This window comes from Kitasatospora sp. NPDC052868 (genome assembly GCF_044547105.1).
Lineage (GTDB): Bacteria > Actinomycetota > Actinomycetes > Streptomycetales > Streptomycetaceae > Kitasatospora.
Genome location: NZ_JBITZW010000010.1, coordinates 198,779 through 217,678, shown reverse-complemented (window position 1 = coordinate 217,678; position 18,900 = coordinate 198,779). Strand labels below are relative to the sequence as shown.

The 18,900-nt window shown below is 74.9% G+C and carries 14 protein-coding genes; 3 read left to right on the top strand and 11 right to left on the bottom strand.

Translation table 11 applies throughout. The features are described 5' to 3' along the window. Window positions 1-40: 40 nt before the first annotated feature. The 7 genes from ACIGZJ_RS19385 to ACIGZJ_RS19355 form a co-directional block, all read right to left on the bottom strand. The gene (locus ACIGZJ_RS19385) at window positions 41-1,549 is read right to left on the bottom strand and encodes a hypothetical protein (RefSeq protein ID WP_396458332.1); all 1,509 of its coding nucleotides are present in this window, start codon (window positions 1,547-1,549) and stop codon (window positions 41-43) included. 265 nt (window positions 1,550-1,814) lie between these two features. Continuing rightward, window positions 1,815-4,541 carry an SUKH-4 family immunity protein gene (locus ACIGZJ_RS19380; RefSeq protein WP_396458331.1) on the bottom strand — a complete coding sequence of 909 codons (2,727 nt, stop codon included), beginning with the start codon at window positions 4,539-4,541 and terminating at the stop codon, window positions 1,815-1,817. 153 nt (window positions 4,542-4,694) lie between these two features. Then, window positions 4,695-5,696, bottom strand: a complete 1,002-nt coding sequence (locus ACIGZJ_RS19375; RefSeq protein ID WP_392928596.1) for an SMI1/KNR4 family protein — start codon at window positions 5,694-5,696, stop codon at window positions 4,695-4,697. A 248-nt stretch (window positions 5,697-5,944) separates the two neighbouring features. After that, window positions 5,945-7,057, bottom strand: coding sequence for a DegT/DnrJ/EryC1/StrS family aminotransferase (locus tag ACIGZJ_RS19370; RefSeq protein WP_396458330.1), 1,113 nt, complete (start codon window positions 7,055-7,057; stop codon window positions 5,945-5,947). 156 nt (window positions 7,058-7,213) lie between these two features. Beyond that, window positions 7,214-8,359 carry a DegT/DnrJ/EryC1/StrS family aminotransferase gene (locus tag ACIGZJ_RS19365; RefSeq protein ID WP_396458329.1) on the bottom strand — a complete coding sequence of 382 codons (1,146 nt, stop codon included), beginning with the start codon at window positions 8,357-8,359 and terminating at the stop codon, window positions 7,214-7,216. A 51-nt stretch (window positions 8,360-8,410) separates the two neighbouring features. Continuing rightward, window positions 8,411-9,391: an NAD-dependent epimerase/dehydratase family protein gene (locus ACIGZJ_RS19360; protein ID WP_396458328.1), complete on the bottom strand. Its 981-nt coding sequence runs from the start codon at window positions 9,389-9,391 to the stop codon at window positions 8,411-8,413. Continuing rightward, a complete protein-coding gene (locus ACIGZJ_RS19355) occupies window positions 9,388-10,656 on the bottom strand; it encodes a Gfo/Idh/MocA family protein (protein WP_396458327.1) in 1,269 nt (422 codons plus the stop codon). The genes ACIGZJ_RS19360 and ACIGZJ_RS19355 overlap by 4 nt, the downstream gene beginning before the upstream one ends. Before the next feature lie 363 nt (window positions 10,657-11,019). On the opposite strand from ACIGZJ_RS19355, the gene ACIGZJ_RS19350 reads away from it, so the two are divergent. Both ACIGZJ_RS19350 and ACIGZJ_RS19345 read left to right on the top strand, forming a co-directional pair. Further along, window positions 11,020-11,481, top strand: a complete 462-nt coding sequence (locus ACIGZJ_RS19350) for a YwqJ-related putative deaminase (RefSeq protein ID WP_396458326.1) — start codon at window positions 11,020-11,022, stop codon at window positions 11,479-11,481. A 44-nt stretch (window positions 11,482-11,525) separates the two neighbouring features. After that, window positions 11,526-12,071 (top strand): SUKH-3 domain-containing protein, encoded by a 546-nt coding sequence (locus tag ACIGZJ_RS19345; protein ID WP_396458428.1) that lies wholly within the window; start codon window positions 11,526-11,528, stop codon window positions 12,069-12,071. A gap of 87 nt (window positions 12,072-12,158) precedes the next feature. Here ACIGZJ_RS19345 and ACIGZJ_RS19340 read toward each other — a convergent pair whose 3' ends face one another. Beyond that, window positions 12,159-13,427, bottom strand: coding sequence for a sensor histidine kinase (locus ACIGZJ_RS19340; protein WP_396458325.1), 1,269 nt, complete (start codon window positions 13,425-13,427; stop codon window positions 12,159-12,161). Between the two features lie 261 nt (window positions 13,428-13,688). Between ACIGZJ_RS19340 and ppc the strand changes: the two genes are divergently transcribed. Then, the gene (gene ppc / locus ACIGZJ_RS19335) at window positions 13,689-16,487 is read left to right on the top strand and encodes a phosphoenolpyruvate carboxylase (RefSeq protein WP_396458324.1); all 2,799 of its coding nucleotides are present in this window, start codon (window positions 13,689-13,691) and stop codon (window positions 16,485-16,487) included. Between the two features lie 184 nt (window positions 16,488-16,671). Here the strand turns inward: ppc and ACIGZJ_RS19330 are convergent, their stop codons facing one another. The 3 genes from ACIGZJ_RS19330 to ACIGZJ_RS19320 form a co-directional block, all read right to left on the bottom strand. Beyond that, on the bottom strand, window positions 16,672-17,004 hold the full coding sequence (locus ACIGZJ_RS19330) for a hypothetical protein (protein ID WP_392928583.1): 333 nt from the start codon (window positions 17,002-17,004) through the stop codon (window positions 16,672-16,674). 142 nt (window positions 17,005-17,146) lie between these two features. Then, window positions 17,147-17,728 carry an aminoacyl-tRNA hydrolase gene (pth, locus tag ACIGZJ_RS19325; RefSeq protein WP_392928581.1) on the bottom strand — a complete coding sequence of 194 codons (582 nt, stop codon included), beginning with the start codon at window positions 17,726-17,728 and terminating at the stop codon, window positions 17,147-17,149. A 180-nt stretch (window positions 17,729-17,908) separates the two neighbouring features. Continuing rightward, window positions 17,909-18,505 carry a 50S ribosomal protein L25/general stress protein Ctc gene (locus ACIGZJ_RS19320; protein ID WP_396458323.1) on the bottom strand — a complete coding sequence of 199 codons (597 nt, stop codon included), beginning with the start codon at window positions 18,503-18,505 and terminating at the stop codon, window positions 17,909-17,911. Window positions 18,506-18,900 lie beyond the last annotated feature (395 nt).

Here is an 18,900-nt window from a genome sequence, read left to right as displayed (position 1 = left end):
CAGGAGCCGTCCGACGGTCGCGGCCGGCGGCCGCCGGCCGTCAGTTGCGCTTGTTGTAGCTCACCGTGTTCGGGGTGGCGTAGTCGCTGCCGTCGTCCACGATCACGATCTTCGGGATGATCCGGGTCTCCTCCTCCGGCTGCCGCGCCGCGGCCGGAACGCCCGCACCGCCCGCCGGGCCCCCGGTACCGCCGGCCGCCGGCACGCCCGCGCCCGAGGCGGAGGAACCGCTCGGCGGCGAGGCCGGCCGCGGCGGCACCCCGGGTGCGCCGGCGGCACCGGCGGTTCCCGCGGCAGGGGCCGGAGCCGAGGCCGGGACGGGCACGGACGGCACCACCGGTCCGGGCGTGACCGGGCCGGTGGAGACGGGCCCGGTGGCGACCGGAGGGCCGGCGACGGGCGAGGTGGCAACCGGTCCGGAGGAGACCGGTCCGGTGGCGACCGGAGCCGGGGTGACCGACAGCACCGCCGTCGCCGCCTCCGTGACCACGCCGACCGCACCGCCACCCGTACCGACATCGGCACCGGCACCGGCACCCGCTGCGGCGACCTCCTTGCGCAGGTTGGCCACCGCGATCTCCCCGGTGTCCGCCTCCGAGTCCACCGCCGGAGCGTCCTGCGGAGCGGCCGCCTGCGCGGCCACCGCCTCGACGGGCTCGGCGGGCTCGATCGCGCCCACCGCCGCGCCGGTGAGCGAGGCGAGGGTGCCCTTGATGTGGTCGAGGTGCTGCTGCACCGTCTCCTGCCGGGCCGCGAACGCGACCTGCTCGCGCTCGCTCTCCGCGTTGACCGCCTCGGCCTCGCGCCGGGCCTGCTCGATCAGCTGGTCCGCCCGGGCCTGCGCCTCGGCGTCCGCCTGCTTGATCCGCCCGAGCACCGTCTCCCGGTACTGCTCGGCCTCCTTGAGCCGGCGCTCGGCGGTCGCCGCGATCGCGGAGTCCTCGCCGTCCGCCTTCGCCTCGGCGGCCGCGAAGGCCTCGTCGGCGTTGCGGCGCAGTTCGGCCAGCTTGGCCTCGGCCTGCTCGGACGCCTCCGCCGCGGCGACCCGCACCTTGGCGGCGTGCGCGGTGGCGGAGTCCCGGGTGGTGCGGATGTCCCGGTCCGCCTCGGCCCGGATCGCCTCCGCCTCGGCCCTGGTCCGCTCGTCGGTGCGCCGGGCTGCCTGGTCGGCCTCGGAGCGGGTGGTGGCCGCGTACTCCTTTGCGGCCCGGGCCAGTGCCTGACCGGCCTCGTACACCTCGTCCCGGGTGTCCTCGGCGTACCGCTCGGCGGCGTCCCGGACGGCCCTGGCCTCGTTCTCGGCCATCTTGGCGAGCCCGGCGGCCTGCTCGCTGAGCACCTCGTAGTCCGGTTCCGGGGCGTCGGCGGCGGCCTGGCGGACCTCTTCCAGGCGTCGCTCCATCTCCCGGATCCCGGCGCCGAGAATGCTCAGCCGTTCCCAGGACTCGTCGCGTTGGGCGGTCAGCGCGGCGAGCGCTCGGTCTACCTGCTCGGGCGCGTAACCGCGCCGGGCAGCGGTGAAGCCGTACTGGGGGACGGCATCGCTCATGGGCTCTTCCCCTCGGGTCGCGGGCTGCGGAGCCCATGATCGGACGGAACGGACGGACTGGGAACCCGATCGGAGACCGGGTCTGGATTCCGACGGAGTGCGGATCGGAACATGTCGAGGAATGGACGAGTAGACCCATCCTCTTGACCTATTTTGCGCAGATCGTGGCGAAACCCCAACGAGGCAGAGCCGCGACGGCACGCCGAAGGGGTCGCCCCGGGCACCGGAACGACCCCTTCCACCTGCGCGGATCCGTGCCGGTCCGCTACAGCAGGCCGTCCCAGAACTGCTCCAGCAGGACGGCCCACCACGTGTCCGAGGACTGGAGGGCCGCCGGGTCGATCGCGGCGAGCTGGGCCTGGAAGTCGGTCGTCCAGCGACCGGCCTGGTCAGGAGTCAGCCCGTACCGCAGCCGCCACATCCGGCCCAGCAGGGCCATCGCGCGGACGAACTCCGGTACACCGCTGTTGACGAAGCGCGGCGGCTCGCCGGTTCCGTCGACGTCCACCGCGACCACGTGCGCTGTGCCGTACTGCACACACAGCTGGCGGCCGTAGTCGTTGCCGAGCACCAGGTACCCGCCGAAGTCCGGTCCGCCGGGCAGGCCGCGCTCGGCGGCCAGCTCGGCGAGCGTCGGGATCGGGCGCCCCTCCTGGGCCTGCGCCCAGAAGAACGGTCCGAACTCGCGCGGCAGGCCCGCCCACATCAGGGTCTGGGCCACCGGCTCGGGGACGCCCTGACGGGAGACCGCGCGCTGCTCGAAGTGGAACACGTTCGGGCCGAAGGCCTGACCGACCTCCTGCGCGAGCTGCTGCGGCGCGATCGGCGGCAGCGGCGGGACGGTCCCGGGGGCGGGCAGCGGCACCCGGAACGGGCGGACCCGCTGGGCGCCGGACGCCAGCTGGTGCAGCTCGTCCAGGTGGTCGAGCAGCTGGGCCATGCCGGCCTGCCGGGAGTGGTGGTCGCGGCCGTAGTCGGCGGTGTGGGTGAGCCGGACGTTCGGCCAGGAGACGGCGATCATCCGGTTGCAGTAGCCGCCCGGCAGGTCGCAGGACTCCAGCTCGGTGTAGAGCTCCAGCACCTGCTCCGGCGGCACGTTCAGCCGCCGCAGGTCCTGGAGGATCTTCCACTCGGGGTGCGGGGTGCCGGGCTCGCTGCGGTGCAGCAGCTTCTGCTCGGAGCCGTCCGGGCCCCGGTAGCTGAGCGCCGCGAAGTAGCCCGGACCGACCGCGGGCACGCCGGGCGGCACCGGGGCGCCCTGCGGCGGACCGGGGACGGGCGCGGGCGGGGCGGACGCCGGGGCGGGGGCGCTCGGCGAGGCCGCGCCGGGGTAGCCGTAGCCGGCCGCCGGGGCGCCGGGGCCGGGCGGCGGCGGGACGGCCGGACCGCCGGACGGCGGGGTGCCGGGGTCGGCGGGCACGCCGCCGAGGGAGCCGAGGTCGATCGCGCCGGCCAGCTGGGTGCGCTCGTACGCCAGACCGGCGGCGGGCGCGCCGGGGGCGGCCGGGGCGGGCGGCGGCGGGCCGTCCGCGCCGCGCAGACCCGCCGGGGGCGGGGGCGGCGGAGTACCGGCCGCACCGCGACCGCCCGTTCCATGGGCGGCCGGACCGGCGCCCGGGCTCTGCCGGAGCTCGCCCGGCGGGGGCGGCGGCGGGGCTCCGCCGGGGTTGCGGCCGAGCCCGACGGGGGCGGCGGACGGACCGGACGAGCCGCCGCGCAGGCCGGCGGGCGGCGGGGGCGGCGGGGCTCCGCCCGGGTTGCGGCCGAGCCCGCCCTGCGGCGCGTCGGGCGCGGGTGCGGGTGCGGCGGGGGCACCGGGGCCGCCGGGGGCACCGGGCAGACCCATCAGGCCGGGCATGCCGTCGGGCGAGGCCAGCATGGTCGGGGCGTGCTCCACGGCCGGACCGCCGGGCGCGCCCGGTCCGGCGGTACCCGGAGCACCGGGCAGACCGGCCAGTCCGGGCAGACCGTCCGGCGGCGCCAGCATGGTCGGGGCGTGCTCCATCGCCGAGGCAGCCGGAGCGCCTGGAGCACCCGGAGCACCGGGAGTACCCGGAGCAGCAGGAGCGAACGGAGCAGCAGGCGGCGCGGTCGGCACACCGGGCGCACCCGGCAGGCCCGCCAGTCCGGGCAGCCCGTCCGGCGGCGCCAGCAGGGTCGGCGCGGGCTCGGCCGCCGGAGCGGCCGGCGGGGCGACCGGCGGCGGCACCGGGGCCATGCCGTAGCCGCCTTCGGGCAGCAGCACGGTGGCCGCTTCGGCACCCGGCGCAGGCGTACCCGGCAGACCGGCGCCGTTGGTCCGCAGGCCGTCCGGCAGCAGGACGGTCGCCGCCTCGACACCGGGCGCGGGCGCCGGGGCGGGCGGCGCGACCGGAGCCTCGAACGGGACCGCGGGCGCGGCGGGCGGAACGGGCGCGGCAGGCGGCGGGAAGGCCGGCTCGTCGTGCCCGGGGGGCGGGGCGAGCATGGTCGGCGCGTCCCCGGCAGGCCGCTCGGAGACCGGCGGCGTGGTCAGCACGGCGGGCGCCGACACGGGCGCCGGAGCCGGTGAAGGCGCGGGTGAAGGCGCGGCCGCGGCCTCCGGAGCCGCTCCCAGCCGCTCCGCCTCGGCCGCGATCGCCGCGGCACCGGCCTCCTGGAGCCACTGCGGTGGGCTGAGCAGGAAGGAGGTCGCCTCGACCGGCCCGGGTGCGGGCTTCGCCGCGCCCGCCGGGTTGGCCGCGACCGGTCGGCCGTAGACCTCCTCGTACTGCCGGACCACCTCGTTGACCGGCAGGGCCGGCCAGAGCGTGCTGGCGCCGGAGTCCCGGGCGATCACCAGCCGCGCCTCACCGGAGGCGCCGTCGTCCGCGGCGCCGTCGGCCGACTGGACCGCCCAGCAGACGAAGCCCAGGTCGAACTCCCGGACCCGCACCTCGCGCTGTTGCGAACGCGGCACCCCGCCGTTGATCCACTCGTCGGCGAGTTCCTGCGCCTGCGCGTACGTCACCACGCCCGGTTCACCCCTGTCCCCTTCGTCCCCGCTCGATCTCCCACGACCACGACCACGACCACGACTCCGACCTCAGCCCCGGCCGGAGCCACGACCCCGGCCGTACCCGACGCCGCACCCGGCACCGCGGCCCTCACCGCCACCGACACCGCGTCAGCCCACCGGCACGGCGCGGGCGAACCCGCCGTCCACCATCAGCTCCGCGACCGTCTCCAGCTCCGGCGGGCTGCCGGCCAGCCGGAGCAGGAAGGCGTCGAAGTCCTCGCCGCACGGCAGCAGCAGCCGGGCGACCCGGTCCTCCGGGGCCTCGGACCCACCGGAGTCGCGGGCGTCGTCGTAGAGGCAGAACCAGACCGAGCCGGTCTGCTCGCCGCGCACCTTGATCGCCACGATGCCGCCCTGGGCGTAGGCGATGCCGAGGTAGTCCTTGGTGAAGTGGTCGCGCAGGCACTTGTTGGCGTACACCAGGTCCTCGGTGCCGTACTCCTCGCTGAGGGTGAGGAACGGCTGGTCGAGCAGCATCCCGAGCTCGGTGTCGAGCGCCACCCCCACGGGCGCGCGGCCGCCGCCGAGCTTGAGGAAGGTCCGGTAGGCGCCGGGCAGCCGGTAGCCGAGGCGCTCCTCGGCGCGCTGCACGAGGTCCTCGGGCACGCCGATCGGGTCGCTGCCGTCCAGGGCGAGCTGGAAGTGCACCGGCCGCTTCTCCTGGAGCGGACGGGTGCCGCGCCGGCCGTGGTCGGCGGAGGAGGTGGCCAGGCCGCCGTGGTGCCGCAGCAGGGCCTTCACCTCGACCGGCACGAGCTCCATCCGGCGCCAGCCGGGTGCGGCCCGTCCGACCACGTGGTGCCAGGTCCAGCCGGGCGGGGTGGCGACGGCGGTCTCCAGATCGGCCCAGAGCGGATGGCCCTGGGTGAACAGCGCCGCGTTGGCCGAGACGTAGTCGGTCAGCCGCAGTTCGTCGACGCCGAAGCCGTCCGGCGGGTCGGCGACCTCGGCCGCCGCGGCCGCGTACGAGCCGAAGTCGGGGTGGCCGTACTCGTCCACCCTGACCCCCGCGGGGTGCCGCTCCGCGCGGACCGGGTCCGGGAACTGCACCACCTGACCTGCGTACGCCGCGTTTGGCGCGGCGACGACGCCGGGCCGACCTGTCGTCATCTGGGAGCCCCCACTGGCTGCTGCACACTCTCCCGCGCTCATGCGCGATTGCTGGACACCAGGGTAGGGGGTCTGTCCCGGACCCGACCCCCCGCCCGGGAAGACGCCGGGAAGACAGGGGGGCCGGGAGGACGGCGGGGAGCCCGGGCCGGACGGCCGCAGGGCCGCGGCCGGCGGGGACGAGGCGTCGGGGTCAGGCGGCGGGATCAGGCGGCGGGGACCAGACGTCGGGGATCAGACGTCGGGGATCAGGCGGCGAGCGCCTTGGCCAGCGCCTCGGCGACCCGCTCCTGCTGGGCCCCGGTGATCTGCGGGAAGAGCGGCAGGGTCAGGATCTCCCGGGCGGCCCGCTCGGCCACCGGGAAGGCGCCCGCGTCGTGGCCGAGCTCCCGGAAGGCGGGCTGGAGGTGGACCGGCACGGGGTAGTGGACGCCCGCGCCGATGCCGGCGGCGTTCAGCGCGGCCAGCACCGCGTCCCGGTCGCGGCCGGGGCCGATGCGCACCGCGTACAGGTGCCAGACGTGCTCGTTGCCGGGCGCGGTCCGCGGCAGGCCGACGCCGTCGAGGTCGGCCAGCAGCCGGTGGTAGCGCTCGGCGGCGGCCCGGCGGGCCTCGTTCCAGGCGGGCAGCCGGCGCAGCTTGGCGCGCAGCACGACGGCCTGCAGGGCGTCCATCCGGGAGTTGAAGCCGAACCGCTCGTGCACGTACTTGCGGCCCGAGCCGTGGTCGCCGATCAACCGGACGGCGCCGGCCAGTTCGTCGTCGTCGGTGACGACCGCGCCCGCGTCGCCGTAGGCGCCGAGGTTCTTGCCGGGGTAGAAGCTGGTGGCGGAGATCCGGCCGTGGAAGGCCCGGCCGTGCTGCCGGGCGCCCTGGGACTGCGCCGCGTCCTCGACCACCGGCAGCTCCCCGGCGAGGTCGAGCAGCGCCGCCATCGGGGCGAGTTGGCCGTTCAGGTGGACGGGCAGCAGCGCCACCGCGCCCGGCAGGGCGTCCGCGACCCCGGCCGGGTCGATCAGGAGGGTCTCGGGGTCGGCGTCGACCAGCACCGGGCGCAGCCCGGCCCGGACCACGGCCTCGGCGGTGGCGACGAAGGTGTTGGCGGGCAGCACCACGCCGCCGCCGGGCGGCAGCCCGAGGGCGCGCAGGGCGAGTTCGAGCGCGTCGGTGCCGTTGGCGGCGCCCACGCAGTGCCGGGTGCCGGAGAAGGCCGCGTACTCCTCCTCGAACCCGGCCACCTCGGGGCCCTTGATGTAGCCGCCGGTGGCGAGCACCCGGTCGAAGCCGTCCCTGACCTCCTCGGCGACCTCGGCGTGCGCGGCCTTCAGGTCCACGAGCGGGACGGGCTGGTCGGTGGTCATCCTTGGTCTCCCCCTGGGTCGTCTCGGCGGATGGGGTCGGATCGGGTCGGACGTACGGCGGCGATCCGCAAGGCCGCGCGGGTCGGATCGGACGTACGACGACGAGCCCCCGGGCCCGGTCCGCCCTTCGAGGCGGGGCGGACCGGCCCGGCAAGGTCAGCCGAGGGCGGTGCGCAGCGCCTCGACCACCCGGTCCTGCTGCTGCACGGTGAGCGCGTGGTAGAGCGGCAGGATCAGCGAACGGCGGGTCAGCAGTTCGGTGGCGGGCAGCGGAACCCGGGCGGCGCCCTTGTACGGGGCCTCCAGATGGGCCGCCATGATGCCGCGCCGGGCGGAGACGCCGGCGGCGGCGAGCCGGGCGAGCAGCTCGGTGCGCTCGGGGGCGCCGTCGGCCGGCAGCAGCCAGCAGGACTGGTAGTTGGTGGTGCCGTGCGCCGGGTCGGCGACCAGCCGGGCGCCGGTGCCGACCAGCAGCTCCCGGTAGCGCCCGGCGAGTTCGCGGCGCCGCGCCACCATCTCCGGGAGCCTGCGCAGCTGGACCAGGCCGATCGCGGCCTGGATGTCGGTCATCCGGTAGTTGAAGCCGATCTCGTCGTACGTCTCCGGCAGGCCCGCGCCGCCCGCGGTGTGCCGGTCGGCGGCCGAGACGCTCATCCCGTGCTCGCGCAGCCGCCGCAGCCGGGCGGCGAGCTCGCCGTCCTGGCAGGTGACCATGCCGCCCTCGCCCGTGGTGAGCAGCTTGCGCGGGTGGAAGGAGTACGCGGCGATCGCGGCGCCGGCGCCCACCGGCCGTCCCCGGTACACCGATCCCGCCCCGCAGGCGGCGTCCTCGACCACCGTGATGCCGCGCGGTTCGACCAGCTCGCCGATGCCGTCCAGGTCGACCGGCACGCCGCCCTGGTCGACGGCGATGACGGCCCTGGTCCGCGCGGTGAGCAGCGGTTCGACCGTCCCGGCGGTGAGGTTGCCGGTCTCGGCGTCCACGTCGGCGAAGACGGGCACCGCGCCGAGGTAGGTGACGGCGTTGGCGGTGGCGATGAAGGAGAGCGAGGGGACGACCACCTCGTCACCCGGCCCGACCCCGGCGCCGATCAGCGCCAGGTGCAGGGCGGTGGTGCAGGAGGAGACGGCGACCGCGTGCGGGGCGCCGAGGTGCTCGGCGAAGGCCCGTTCGAACTCGGCGACCCGGGGGCCCTGGGCCACCCAGCCGGAGCGCACGGCCTCGGCGGCGGCCTGGGCCTCCTCCTCGCCGAGCCAGGGCAGCATCACGGGAATGGTGGGCGGGACGGGGGAGGTGGACACAGGTGTACTCCGAACTGCCGTGCAGACAAGGGGACCAGGGCCCGGCCGGCGCTACTGCTCGCGCCACCAGCCGACCAGCCTGCGCAGGCCGTCGTCGAGGCCGAGTTCGGGCTTCCAGCCGAGGTCGCGCTCGGCGGCGGTGATGTCCGCCAGCCGCCGCACCACGCCGCCGGCCGTGCCGCGGGCCGGGCCGTGCTCGACGTCCAGGTCTGTGCGGTCCATCGCGGCGAGCAGCGCGTCGGCCAGGCCGCGTAGCGAGACCTCGGTGCTGCTGGCGATGTTGTAGACCCGGTCGGTGACGGGGGCCGCGGCGGCCAGCAGGTTGGCCCGGGCGATGTCCTCGGTGTAGACGAAGTCCATGGTCTGCGCGCCGTCGCCGAAGATCAGCGGCGGCTGCCCGGCGGCGATCCGCTCCATCCAGCGGATGAACACCTCGGTGTACTTGCCGTGCACGTCCATCCGGGGCCCGTACACGTTGAAGTAGCGCAGGGCGACGTAGTCCAGCCCGTACATGGCGTGGAAGCTGCGCAGCAGTCCCTCGTTGAAGACCTTGGCCGCCCCGTACAGGGTGTCGTTGTGGTACGGGTGCTGGGTCTCGGGGGTCGGGAACTCGTCGGCTAGGCCGTAGACGGAGGCGGTGGAGGAGGCGACGAGCTTGCCGACGCCGGTCTCGGCGGCGGCCTCGACCACGTCGAAGGCGCCGTCCACCATGACCTCCAGGGCGAGCCTGGGCTCGGTGGCGCACTGGGTGATCCGGATCGCGGCGAGGTGGAACAGCAGGTCGGTGCCGGGGTTGAGCAGTTCGCGCAGCAGGGCGCGGTCGCGGATGTCGCCGTCGACCACCCGCAGCCGGCCGGGTGCGGCGATCTCCTGGGCGTAGGCCAGGTTGGCCATCCGGCCGCGGGCGAAGTTGTCGAGCACGACGACCTCGCGGGCGCCCGCCTCGATCAGCTGGTCGACGACGGTGGAGCCGATGGTGCCGGCCCCGCCCGTGACGAGGCAGCGCGAGCCCTCGATCTGTACAGCGTTCACCGCGTCGCGGCCCTCTCGTGTGCGTCGGACAGTCGGTCGGCCGGCCCCGCCTCGGCGAGCCCGGAGGCAGTGGTCCCGGAGACCTCGCGCGCTGAGACCTCGTGCCCGGAGGCCTCGCGCCCGGAGGCGTCGCGCCCACCCTCGGCGATCCCGGCGCCCACCGGGACGGTGGCGCCGCCGAGTTCGAGGCTGAGCGAGGCGGCCTCCAGCAGCTGCAGCACGCGCAGCCCGGAGCGCCCGTCGGTGAGCGGCGCCCGGCCCTCGGTGATGGCGGCGGCGAACTCGGCCATCACGTTGCGCAGCGCCTCCTGCTCGACCAGCGCGGGCGCGACCATCTCGCCGACCCGGTAGGAGATCAGCGCCTGGTGGCGGATCGCGTCGGTCAGCTCGTCGGGCGGGGTGAGGTCCACCCCGCGGTCGTACACCGCCAGCCGGGCCTGCGGGTTGAGGTCGTCCCAGACCAGGGTGCGCCGGGAGCCGCCGATCATGGTGGTGCGGACCTTCGTCGGGGAGAGCCAGTTGACGTGGCAGTGCGCCAGCGCGCCGTTGCTCAGTCGGACCGCCAGGTAGGCAACGCAGGCGCGGCCGGCGCCGATCGGATCGGCCCCCTGGGCGGACACCCCGACCGGCTCGACGCCCGGCGGCAGCACGAAGTCGAGGATGGACAGGTCGTGCGGGGCGAGGTCCCACAGCACGTCGACGTCCGGCTGGACCAGCCCGAGGTTGATCCGCACCGAGTCGAAGAACTGGACGTCGCCGATCTCCCCGCCGTGCACCAGCTCGCGGATCCGGCGTACCACCGGGGTGTAGCAGAAGGTGTGGTCGCACATCAGCACCAGCCCGCGCTCCTCGGCGAGCGCGACCAGTTCGGCCGCCTCCGCGGCGGAGGTGGTGATCGGCTTCTCCACCAGGACGTGCTTGCCGGCCTCCAGCGCGGCCCGGACCAGTCGGTAGTGCGCGGCGGCGGGCGTGGCGACGGCGACGGCACCGACCCGCTCGTCGGCGAGCACCTGCTCGAAGGAGGTGGCGGCCCGGACGGTGCTGTACTCGCCCAGGACCCGCCGGGACTTCGCCTCGTCCAGGTCGCAGAGCCAGTGCAGGCGCAGCGCCGGCGTCTGCTGCACGTTGCGGACCAGGTTCGGTCCCCAGTAGCCGGCCCCGACCACGGCGACGCCGATCGGGTGCGCGGGTGCGGGCTGCGGCGGCGCGCCCGGTGTGGGCACGTGCTCGCCGGGCGCCTCATTGGCGGTTTCCGTCTCCGTCATCGCAAGACCCCCCTTGCTCGACGCCGGGGCGCCCTTGCCCCGGCAGCCTCAACGGCCAGACAGAGCAAAGGAGTTGTAGTCAAAGACCGGCCATCCCCATGGACCGGCCGCCCCCTTGGCTCGCTGCTGGAACGCTACCGGCAGCCGCCACCGACCGGAGGCGGATTCGGGAAACCCGGGGACGAGTCGTGACGATCGCGTGCGGATCCGGCCACGATTGCGTGCCCTACCGGTCGGTCCCGGAAGCCGATCGGACACCCTCGCACCCCGGTTGTGCGAATGTCAGGGCCATTTGACAGGCTTGCCCCGTACTGACCCCGTCAGCCGTGCCATCAGCGGAAAGCAGTGAGGAGGAGGCGACCAATGACCACCGGGGACCGGGCCGACCCGCCCGTGCTGCGCCACCACCGGGACAGCCTGCTGCCCGCCGTCGCCGCCGCCCTGTCGCTGCGCGGCGGGGAGGTGCACACCCTGGCCGGCGACAAGCCGTCCCGCCGTCCCGTCCTGCACCCGCTGGTCGGCGACTTCCTGGACGACCTGCCGGTCGAGCACCGCGAGCGCTTCACCGGCCGCTGCCCCGAGGCCGTCCTGCTGTCCCAGTACCTCACCGCCGTGGACGGCAAGCGTTCCAAGCGCGCCGCCCGCAAGCCGATGAGCCTGCACGAGGCGCGCAAGGCGCTGAAGGGCTCCCGGCTGACCACCGTCCGGATCCGCGAGGAGCACGACCCGGCGCACGGCACCCACGCCCCGCCCTGCCGGTCCTGCGTACCGCTGCTGGAGCACTTCACCGTGCAGAGCGTCGCGGTCGGACCCCCCGCCGGCTGACCGCGCCCTCGTACGCCCCCCGTCCCCGAGCCCTGGAGCCCGCCCTGAACCCGCCCAGCCCGCCCCCGCCCCCGCCGGCCACCCTCGGCGGACCGGCCACCCGGACCCGCCCGCGCTTCCCCGCCGACGTCGCCGCCGAGCTCAAGTCGGCCGGCTGGCACCCCGGCCGGTGGGAGATCCGACAGGCCGAGGAGTGGGCCGACGCCCTGGCGGGGTACGGCAACCCGGCCGGGGCGCGACACGCGGTGTTCCCGGCGGCCGTGGAGGCCTGGGCCGAGTTCGGCGGCCTGGCCTTCGACATCGGCGGGCCCGGCCGGCAGCAGGCGCGGACGCCGTTCCTGGTGGACCCGCTCTGCGGACTGCACCAGCCGCGCACCCTGGCCGACCTCGGCCGGGCCCTGGGCACCAGGCTCGCCCCGCTCGGCGAGGAGCTCTACGGGCAGGCGCTGCTGGCCGTCGACGAGGAGGGTCGGGTCTACAGCCTGGACCACGCCGGCGAGTGGTTCCTCGGCCACGGCATCGACCAGGCCGTCTCCGCCCTGATCCTGGGCACCGCCCCCGAGCGGCTGCGCACCGCCGACGAGGACTGAGCCGCCGGTCCGACACGCCCCGGGTCCGGTCCGGCAGACACCGAAGGGCCGGCCCGGATCGGAGGCCGGCCCGGACCGGAGGCCGGTTCAGACCAGCCGGTCGGTGCGCACCGCGAGCCGGGAGGGCAGCACCGCCTCCACCCGGAACCCGCCGTCCCGCTCCGGGCCCGCGGAGAAGCTGCCGCCGAGGGCGACCACCCGCTCGCGCATCCCGACCAGCCCGTTGCCGCCGCTGGGCAGCCCCGCGGCGACCCGCTCGCCACCGGGGCAGCCGTTCACCACGGCCACCCGCACACCGTTGGGCGCGTACGCCAGCAGCACGGCCACCTGCGCCCCGCCCGCGTGCTTGTGCGCGTTGGTCAGGCCCTCCTGCACCACCCGGTACGCGGTCTGCTCGGCCTCGGTGGTGAACTCCTGACGGCTGCCGCTGACCGTCAGGGTGACGGCCATCCCGGCCGCCCGCGACTGGTCGACCAGTCGCGGCAGCGCCACCAGCGAGTCCGGCTCCGGCGCGGCCTCCTCCGACATCCGCAGCACCCCGAGGATCTCGCGCAGCTCGTTCAGCGCCTGCCGGCCGACCTCGCCCATCAGCTTGGCGCTCTGCGCCGCCTTCTCCGGATCCTTCGCCACGATCCGCTCCAGCGCCCCGGCGTGCACCACCATCAGCGACACCCGGTGCGCGACCACGTCGTGCATCTCCCGGGCGATCCGGGTGCGCTCCTCCAGCCGGGCCCGTCGGGCGCGCTCGCGGGCCTGCTCGGCCAGCAGGTCCAGCTCGGTCTCCAGGCCGTGCGCACGGTCCTTCAGCGACTCGATCAGCCGCCGCCGCGCCCCCACGTACAGGCCGGTCACCACCGGCGGGACGGTCAGCCCGACGGCCACCAGCACCGCCAGCAGCACCTGGCCCCAGAGCGGCGGCTGCTCCACCGACCCGTCGGAGGGGGTGAGCATCGAGACCAGCATCACGCCGACCGCCTCGACGAAGGCCAGCGCGGACAGCGCCACCACCCGGCGGCGCCGCGAGGGCCACTCCCAGGTCTCCGCCAGCGTGTACAGCGACACCACCAGCAGGATGACGCCGAGCATGCCGGGCATCGCCACCAGCGCCACCAGCACCGGGACGGCGGGCCAGCGCCGCCGTACCACCAGGCTGGCGCCCGAGAGCGCGCCCACCAGCGCGACCCCCACGATCGCCAGTGTCCCCAGGTGGACCCGGGGCGCCAGGAACGCGACGGCGCTGGCCGCACACTCCAGTGCCGCGAGCGCGGCCAGCGCGATGTCCAGGAGGGCGCTGCGCCGGCGCTCCCACCACCAGAACGACCGGCTCGGCACGCGCTCCCCAGGCGACTTGCTCATAGTCCTACAGACTAAGCGTGAACCTTGATCCATCCCCACCGGGATATGCCACGACACTCCTTCGGGCCCTTAAGTGGTCCAGACCACATGCCCAGCTCGGCGATCGTGTCCGCCATCCGGCCACCTCGCGGACAGCGACCCCCGCGACACCTATGCTGGTCGCGTCGGACAGCGCGGTCCGCACGCGTCACACGCGACACACGTACGCGGGCACTGTGACGATGAGCCGTTGCCGAACCCCACCACCACAGGGAGCCAGCCGTGACCGCTCCGGTCCCCACCCCGGCGGACAGCCCCACCCCCGCCGTCGCCGACAACGCAGCCCTGCGGGCGGACATCCGCCGTCTCGGCGACCTGCTCGGCGAGACGCTGGTCCGTCAGGAGGGCCCCCAGCTCCTGGGCCTGGTCGAACAGGTCCGGCTGCTCAGCCGCACCGACGGCGAGGCGACCGCCGAGCTCCTCTCCGACATCGACCTGGACACCGCGGCCAAGCTGGTCCGCGCCTTCTCCACCTACTTCCACCTCGCCAACGTCACCGAGCAGGTGCACCGCGGCCGCGAGCTCGCCACCCGCCGCGCCCGCGAGGGCTCGCTGCTCGCCCAGACCGCCGACCAGCTGGCCGAGGCCGACCCCAAGCACCTTGAGGACACCCTCGCCCACCTGGCCGTCCGCCCGGTCTTCACCGCCCACCCCACCGAGGCCGCCCGCCGCAGCGTCCTCAACAAGCTCCGCCGGATCGGCGAACTCCTCGACCGCATCCACCGCGAGCAGATCGCCGCCGGCCTCTCGCACGCCGACCCGGCCCGCACCTCCTCCGCCAAGCGCCAGGCCGACCGCCGGCTGGCCGAGGTCATCGACCTGCTCTGGCAGACCGACGAGCTGCGGATCGCCCGCCCCGAGCCCACCGACGAGGCCCGCAACGCCGTCTACTACCTGGACGAGCTCTACCGCGAGGCCGTCCCGGCGGTCCTGGAGGAGCTGCACGAGGAGCTCGCCCGGGTCGGCCTCACCCTCCCCGAGGGCGTCCGCCCGCTGACCTTCGGCACCTGGATCGGCGGCGACCGCGACGGCAACCCGAACGTCACCCCGCAGGTGACCTGGGACGTCCTCAACCTGCAGCACGAGTACGGCATCAAGGACGCCCTCGCGGCGATCGACGACCTGCGCAACTCGCTCTCCACCTCCGAGCGGCTGGCCGGCGCCTCGGTCGAGCTGCTCGCCTCGCTCAACACCGACCTGAACCTGCTTCCCGAACTCAGCCCGCGCTACAAGCGGATGAACGCCGAGGAGCCCTACCGCCTCAAGGCCACCTGCGTCCGGCTCAAGCTGGAGAACACCCGCGAGCGCCTCTCCGCCGGCACCCCGCACGTCGAGGGCCGCGACTACCTCGGCACCCGCGAGCTGATCGCCGACCTGCGGCTCGTCCAGGACTCGCTGCGCACCCACCGCGGCGGCCTGATCGCCGACGGCCGGCTCGCCCGCGCGATCCGCACCATCGAGGCCTTCGGCCTCCAGCTGGCCACCATGGACGTCCGCGAGCACGCCGAGGCGCACCACCACGCGCTCGGCCAGCTGTTCGACCGGCTCGGCGAGGAGGCCTGGCGCTACGCCGACATGCCGCGCGAGTACCGGCAGAAGCTGCTCGCCAAGGAGCTCCGCTCGCGCCGGCCGCTCGCCCCCACCCCGGCCCCGCTGGACGCCGCCGGCACCAAGACCCTCGGTGTCTTCAACACCATCCGCGAGGGCTTCGACCGGTTCGGCGACGAGATCGTCGAGAGCTACATCATCTCGATGTGCCAGGGCGCCGACGACGTCTTCGCCGCCACCGTGCTCGCCCGCGAGGCCGGCCTGATCGACCTGCACGCCGGAATCGCCAAGATCGGCATCGTGCCGCTGCTGGAGACCACCGACGAGCTCCAGGAGGCCGACCGCATCCTGGACGAGATGCTCTCCGACCCGTCCTACCGCCTGCTGGTCTCGCTGCGCGGCGACGTCCAGGAGGTCATGCTCGGCTACTCCGACTCCTCCAAGTTCGGCGGCATCACCACCTCCCAGTGGGAGATCCACCGCGCCCAGCGCCGGCTGCGCGACGTCGCCCACCGCTACGGCATCCGGCTGCGCCTCTTCCACGGCCGCGGCGGCACCGTCGGCCGCGGCGGCGGCCCCTCGCACGAGGCCATCCTGGCCCAGCCCTGGGGCACCCTGGAGGGCGAGATCAAGGTCACCGAGCAGGGCGAGGTCATCTCCGACAAGTACCTGCTGCCGTCGCTGGCCCGGGAGAACCTCGAACTGACCATCTCCGCCACCCTCTCCGCCTCCGCGCTGCACACCGCGCCGCGCCAGGCCCCCGAGGAGCTGGCCCGCTGGGACGCCGCGATGGACAGGGTCTCCGAGGCCGCCCACACCGCATACCGCGGCCTGGTCGACCAGGAGGACCTGCCGAAGTACTTCTTCGCCGCCACCCCGGTCGACCAGCTCGCCTCGCTGCACCTGGGCTCCCGCCCGTCCCGCCGCCCCGACTCGGGCGCCGGGCTGGACGGCCTGCGGGCCATCCCGTGGGTGTTCGGCTGGACCCAGTCCCGCCAGATCGTCCCCGGCTGGTACGGCGTCGGCTCCGGCCTCGCCGCCGCCCGCGAGGCCGGCCTCGGCGACGTGCTGGACGAGATGTACGGCCAGTGGCACTTCTTCCGCAACTTCCTGTCCAACGTCGCCATGACGCTGGCCAAGACCGACCTGCGGATCGCCCGCCACTACGTCGAGCAGCTCGTCCCCGCCGACCTGCGCCACATCTTCGACCAGATCGTCGCCGAGCACGAGCTCACCCTGCGCGAGGTGCTGCGGCTCACCGGCGAGAGCGAACTGCTGGAGCACAACCCGGTGCTGAAGCAGACCTTCACCGTCCGCGACGCCTACCTCGACCCGATCTCCTACCTCCAGGTCGCCCTGCTGCGCCGTCAGCGCGAGGAGGTCGCCACCGGCCGCCCGGAGGACCCGCTGCGCGCCCGTGCCCTGCTGCTGACCGTCAACGGCATCGCCGCCGGTCTGCGCAACACCGGCTGACCGACCCCGCGGCACCCCAAGGGCCCCGCGGCACCCCCCACTTCGGGGGTGCCGCGGGGCCCTTCGCTTCACTGCTCACCAACGCCCGACGGGCCACGCCCGGCGCCCGGCGGACAACACCCGACGGACAACGCCGAAAGGGGCCGGTGCCCGGTTCCCCGGACCCGGCCCCCTTCGGAGGGGGTCACTCCCCCAGATCGCCCGCGCGCCGGCGCCGCACCCACAGGGCCGCTCCGCCGGCCGCCACGACCAGGCCGCCGCCGACGGCCAACAGGCCGGCGTCACCGCCGACCGAGCCGCCGAGCACCGGACCGAACTGGGCCGCGGCCGGATCCGGGGACACCACACCCGGATCGGGCTCGGCCACCGATTCGGCGTGCGCCACCCCGGCACCCGCACCTGACAACAGCACTCCGGCCGCTCCCAGCGCGCCGGCCTTGCCGACCCGCCGTCCGAGCTGCCTCAGCCGTACCACCCGGATCCGCCGCAGGCGCCGGACCGGCCGCAAACTCCGCATCGAGAACTCCCCAGGACCCGTTCGCGTACTGGCCCGACGCTATCGGATCCCGCACAGGGTTCTCACACCAATTCAGGTTTGGTCACCAAGCGTTGTACGACTGTTGCGTACCCGCTCGATGAATTGACGCCGGGTCAACACCTCAGGAGTTGTACGTCCCCTGCGCCCGCTCCAGTCCCTCCGACAGAAGCGCCTCCACCGCGTCGGCGGAGCGGTCCACGAACCACTCCAGCTCCTTGCGCTCGGTGCCGGAGAAGTCCTTCAGCACGAAGTCCGCGACCTCCATCCGGCCCGGCGGGCGGCCGATCCCGCAGCGCACCCGGTAGTACTCCGGGCCCAGCGACTTGGTGATCGACTTCAGCCCGTTGTGGCCGTTGTCCCCGCCGCCGAGCTTGAGCCGCAGCGCCGCGTAGTCGATGTCCAGCTCGTCGTGGACGGCCACCAGGGCCGAGGCCGGCGCCTTGTAGAAGTCCCGCAGGGCCGTCACCGGCCCGCCCGAGAGGTTCATGAAGGACATCGGCTTCGCCAGCACCACCCGCCGGCCCGCCAGCCGCCCCTCGGCCACCTGGGCGCGGCTCTTGTGCGCCTTGAACTTCGCACCCATCCGCTGCGCCAGCAGGTCCGCCACCATGAACCCGATGTTGTGCCGGTTCCGGGCGTACTGCTCGCCCGGGTTGCCGAGCCCGACCACCAGCCAGGGGCCCTCGTACGCGTCCTCGCTCATCCCACCGCTCCTCGCACTCACGCTCATCGCCATCATCTCGAACACACCGCGCCGGGACCCGCCGGGCCCCGGACAGACCGCTGCCCCGGCCGCTCCAGTACGGAGCGACCGGGGCAGCGGTCCTCAGGCAGATACCTCAGGCGGTCGCCTCAGGCCGATGCCTCAGGCAGAGCGCCGGGCTCAGGCCTCGGCGCCGGCCTCGGCCTCGGCGGCCTCGGCGTCCGCGTCGGCCTGCGAGGCCTGGGCGCCGATGACCTGCAGCACGACGGTGTCGGCCTCGACGGCCAGCGAGGTGCCCTTGGGCAGGGCGATGTCACCGGCGATGATCGAGGCACCGGCCTCCAGGCCCTCGACCGAGACGGTCACGGACTCGGGCAGGTGGGTGGCCTCGGCCTCGATCGGGAGGGCGTTGAGGACGTGCTCCAGCAGGTTGCCGCCGGGGGCCAGCTCGCCCTCGGTGAGCACCGGGATCTCGACGGTGACCTTCTCGCCGCGCTTCACGAGGAGCAGGTCGACGTGCTCGATGGTGCGCTTGATGGCCTGACGCTGGATCGCCTTCGGCAGGACGTACTCGTCCTTGCCCTCGATCGGAACGACCAGCAGGGCGTTCGGGGTCTTCAGGGCCATCATCAGGTCGTGGCCGGGCAGGTTCAGGTGAACCGGGGCGTGGCCGTGGCCGTAGACGACACCGGGGACCAGGCCGGCACGACGGGCACGACGGGCGGCACCCTTGCCGAACTCGGAACGGGTCTCAGCGGCGATGCGGATCTCGGACACGACTGCACTCCTCGTGAAAACTGGCGCGGGGGTGCAGGCAACGCGAAAACCGCCGGGACCACACCCACAAGAACGTTCGGGGGTCACTCGGCGGCGCACGACCTCTGCCGGCAGTGGAGAAATCCGGCACCGGCAGCGCGTCGATCACGGAGCGGGCACCCGTCGAGCAGGCACACGGCATCCCTCGCCGAGCATTTTCACGAGTCTAACCGCACCGGCGGCCTCCCGTGAAATCGGCGGGGGGGGCCCCGCCCCCGGGGGCGGCGGGGGGCCCCCCCCGGGGGGGGGGGGGGGCGCCCCCCCCGGGGGGGGGGGGGGGGGGGGGGGGGGGGGGGGGGGCGGGGCCCCGGCCGGCGGTGGCGAGGAGTGGGCGGGGGGGGGGGTAAACTAGGCCG